Origin of the sequence: Streptomyces sp. (genome assembly GCF_036566765.1) — a bacterium.
GTDB lineage: Bacteria > Actinomycetota > Actinomycetes > Streptomycetales > Streptomycetaceae > Streptomyces.
The window spans coordinates 1-3934 of sequence record NZ_DATCVQ010000528.1 but is presented as its reverse complement, the minus strand read 5'-3'; the positions used below and the strand labels follow the sequence as shown (position 1 = coordinate 3934).

Here is a 3934-nt window from a genome sequence, read left to right as displayed (position 1 = left end):
TTCCTGATCGACGAGGACGACAACTGACGGCGCGACTGCGCGCGCTGAGCGCGTCGTAGCCGTCGGCAGCGGCAAGGGCCGGGGCCCTGGGAGCAATCCCAGGGCCCCGGCCTTTTGCCGTGGGCACGTGCGGTACGGGGCGTGTGCGGAGCGGGGCGGGTATGGGTGCGGGTCCGAGGCGGCTGAGGTCGGGGGCGCCTGCGGCGGGCTTTCCCCCACCCCGCCCCTTCCCGAAACCGGGGCTCCGCCCCGGACCCCGGGAGTGCGGGCGCTGGGGGCTGCGCGCCGGACTCCGGGGGTGCGGGCGCTGGGGGCTGCGCGCCGGACTCCGGGGGTGCGGGTGCCGGGGGCTGCGCCCCCGCACCCCTGGCCAGGCGGCAGCTCCGCGCCGCCGGGTTGCCGGGGCGGGCTCCGCTCCGTACGGCTGGGGCCGGCCCCGGGCGTGCGGCAGCTTCGCGCCGCCGGTTGCCCGGGGCTCCGCCCGAGGCGTTGCGGCAGCTTTGCGCCGCGCCGGCCCCCGGCCCCGGTGCCTCGGGGGGGGTACGGGGGCTGAGCCCCCGGTCTCGTCTGAGTTTCTGAGAGGGGCGGGGTGGGGGAACGGAAAGGCCCGGCCCATCGGGGCCGGGCCTTTCGGTGTTCGCTCTTACGCCTTGCGGAGGCGGAACGTCAGGGACAGGCCCTCGTCCGTGAAGGGCTCGCCGTACGTTTCGTCGGCCTCGGTCTCCGCGTAGTCCGTCGCGAGGACCTCGTCGGCGATCAGCGACTTGTGGGTCGTCAGGGCTTCCGTGACCTCCTCGTCCGTGGAGGTCCAGCGGAGGGCGATGCGGTCCGCGACGTCCAGGCCGCTGTTCTTGCGGGCTTCCTGGATCAGGCGGATCGCGTCACGCGCCAGGCCCGCCTTGCGGAGCTCCGGGGTGATCTCCAGGTCCAACGCCACCGTCGCGCCCTGGTCGGACGCCACCGACCAGCCCTCCCTCGGGGTTTCCGTGATGATGACCTCCTCTGGGGAGAGAGCCACCTTCTCGCCGTTCACCTCCAGGGTCGCCTCGCCCGACCGCAGCGCCAGCGACAGCGCCGCCGCGTCCGCCGCCGCCACCGCCTTCGCCACGTCCTGCACGCCCTTGCCGAAGCGCTTGCCCAGGGCGCGGAAGTTCGCCTTCGCCGTGGTGTCGACCAGCGAGCCGCCGACCTCGCTCAGCGAAGCGAGCGACGAGACGTTCAGTTCCTCCGTGATCTGGGCCTGGAGGTCGTCGGAGAGCGCGCCGAAGCCGCTCGCCGCCACCAGCGCCCGCGACAGCGGCTGGCGGGTTTTCACGCCCGACTCCGCACGCGTCGCCCGGCCCAGCTCCACCAGTCGCCGGACGAGCAGCATCTGCTCGGACAGCGTCGGGTCGATCAGCGCCGCGTCCGCCTCCGGCCACGTCGACAGGTGCACCGACTCCGGCGCCTCCGGCGTCACCGGGACCACCAGGTCCTGCCAGACCCGCTCCGTGATGAAGGGGGTGAGCGGGGCCATCAGCCGCGTGACCGTCTCGATCACCTCGTGCAGCGTGCGCAGCGCGCCCTTGTCGCCCTGCCAGAACCGTCGCCGCGAGCGCCGCACGTACCAGTTCGACAGGTCGTCCACGAACGCCGAGAGCAGCTTGCCGGCGCGCTGCGTGTCGTACGCCTCCATCGCCTGCGTGACCTGGTCCACCAGCGCGTTCAGCTCGCTGAGCAGCCAGCGGTCCAGGACCGTCCGGTCCGCCGGCGCCGGGTCCGCCGCGCTTGGCGCCCAGCCCGACGTACGGGCGTACAGCGCCTGGAAGGCCACCGTGTTCCAGTACGTGAGGAGGGTCTTGCGCACGACCTCCTGGATCGTGCCGTGGCCCACCCGCCGCGCCGCCCACGGCGAGCCGCCGGCCGCCATGAACCAGCGCACCGCGTCCGCGCCGTGCTGGTCCATCAGCGGGATCGGCTGCAGGATGTTGCCCAGGTGCTTGGACATCTTGCGGCCGTCCTCGGCGAGGATGTGGCCCAGGCAGACCACGTTCTCGTAGGACGACTTGTCGAACACCAGCGTGCCGACCGCCATCAGCGTGTAGAACCAGCCGCGCGTCTGGTCGATCGCCTCGCTGATGAACTGCGCCGGGTAGCGGGCCTCGAACAGGTCCTTGTTCTTGTACGGGTAGCCCCACTGCGCGAACGGCATCGAGCCCGAGTCGTACCACGCGTCGATGACCTCCGGCACGCGGACGGCCTCCAGCGAGCAGCCCTCGGCGGTGCAGGTGAAGGTGACGTCGTCGATGTACGGGCGGTGCGGGTCCAGGTCGGACTGGTCCGTGCCGGTCAGCTCGGTCAGCTCCGCGCGCGAGCCCACGCACGTCAGGTGGTCGTCCTCGCAGCGCCAGATCGGCAGCGGGGTGCCCCAGTAGCGGTTTCGGGAGAGCGCCCAGTCGATGTTGTTGTTCAGCCAGTCGCCGAAGCGGCCGTGCTTCACCGAGTCCGGGAACCAGTTCGTCTTCTCGTTCTCTTCGAGGAGACGGTCCTTCACCGCGGTCGTGCGGATGTACCAGGACGGCTGCGCGTAGTAGAGCAGCGCCGTGTGGCAGCGCCAGCAGTGCGGGTAGCTGTGCTCGAAGTGAGTGCCGCGGAACAGCAGGCCGCGGGCCCGCAGGTCCTCGGTGAGGCCCTCGTCGGCGTCTTTGAAGAACTGGCCGCCGACCATCGGCACGTCGTCCAGGAAGCGCCCGTCGGGGCCGATCGGATTGACGACCGGCATGTCGTAACGCTTGGTCACGGCCAGGTCGTCGGCGCCGAACGCCGGAGCCTGGTGGACCAGCCCGGTGCCGTCCTCGACCGTCACGTAGTCGCCGAGCACCACGTAGTGGGCGCCGGGGATGTCGACCAGCTCGAATGGCCGCGTGTAGGAGGTGTGCTCCAGGTCACGGCCGGTGAAGCGGGCGACCTCGGTGGCGCCCTCGCCGAGCACCGACAGCAGCGGCTCGGCGACGACCAGCACCTCGCCGTCCGTCGTACGGGCTGCGACGTAGGTGACCTCGGGGTGTACGGCCACGGCGGTGTTGGAGACCAGCGTCCACGGCGTCGTCGTCCACACCAGCAGGGCGGCGCCGAGCTCGCTCAGCGGGCCGGAGGTGACGGGCATGCGCACGTAGACCGATGGGCTGGAGACGGTCTCGTAGCCGCCGGGCTGGCCCAGCTCGTGGTCGGACAGCCCGGTGCCGCAGCGCGGGCAGTAGGGGGTGATCCGGAAGTCGCGGAACAGCAGCCCCTTGTCGAAGACGACCTTCAGCGACCACCACACGGACTCGATGTAGGACGGGTCCATCGTCCGGTAGGCCTGCGACAGGTCGATCCAGTAACCCATCCGCTCGGTCATCTGCTCGAACGCGTCCACGTGCCGCAGCACCGACTCGCGGCACTTGGCGTTGAACTCGGCGATGCCGTACGTCTCGATGTCCTTCTTGCCGGACAGGCCCAGCTCGCGCTCGACGCCGACCTCGACCGGCAGGCCATGACAGTCCCAGCCGGCCTTACGCGGAACGCTGAATCCGCGCATGGACTTGTAGCGGGGGAAGAGGTCCTTGAACACGCGGGCCTCGACGTGGTGGACGCCGGGCAGGCCGTTGGCGGTGGGCGGGCCCTCGTAGAAGGTCCAGGAGGGGTTGCCGTCGTTCTGCTCGACGGAGCGCTCGAAGATCTTCCCGTCCCGCCAGCGGTCGAGGACCTCGCGCTCGAGCGCGGGCAGGTCGACCTGCGCGGAAAGAGAGCGGAAATACGGAGAAGACATCTCGGGCGGGACCTCCACGCTTGATCGGCCGGCAGGGCTGTTGCGTGAAGGGACGAAGCCGGACGGCTCCGCGGTACCACCCTTCTTGGCCTCGCTCGGGGCGGGGCCCTCTTCATTCGAACTGCGGCCGGGTCTAATGAGCTC

General features: G+C 71.1%; 1 protein-coding gene. It reads right to left on the bottom strand.

The genetic code is table 11. The annotated features are described in order from the left end of the window. Positions 1-643: 643 nt before the first annotated feature. Positions 644-3790 carry an isoleucine--tRNA ligase gene (gene ileS / locus VIU94_RS30620; protein ID WP_331916287.1) on the bottom strand — a complete coding sequence of 1049 codons (3147 nt, stop codon included), beginning with the start codon at positions 3788-3790 and terminating at the stop codon, positions 644-646. Positions 3791-3934 lie beyond the last annotated feature (144 nt).

Bases quoted from the DNA above. Each gene is read 5' to 3' on its own strand.
- ileS (WP_331916287.1), bottom strand. From the start codon at position 3,790: ATGTCTTCTCCGTATTTCCGCTCTCTTTCCGCGCAGGTCGACCTGCCC.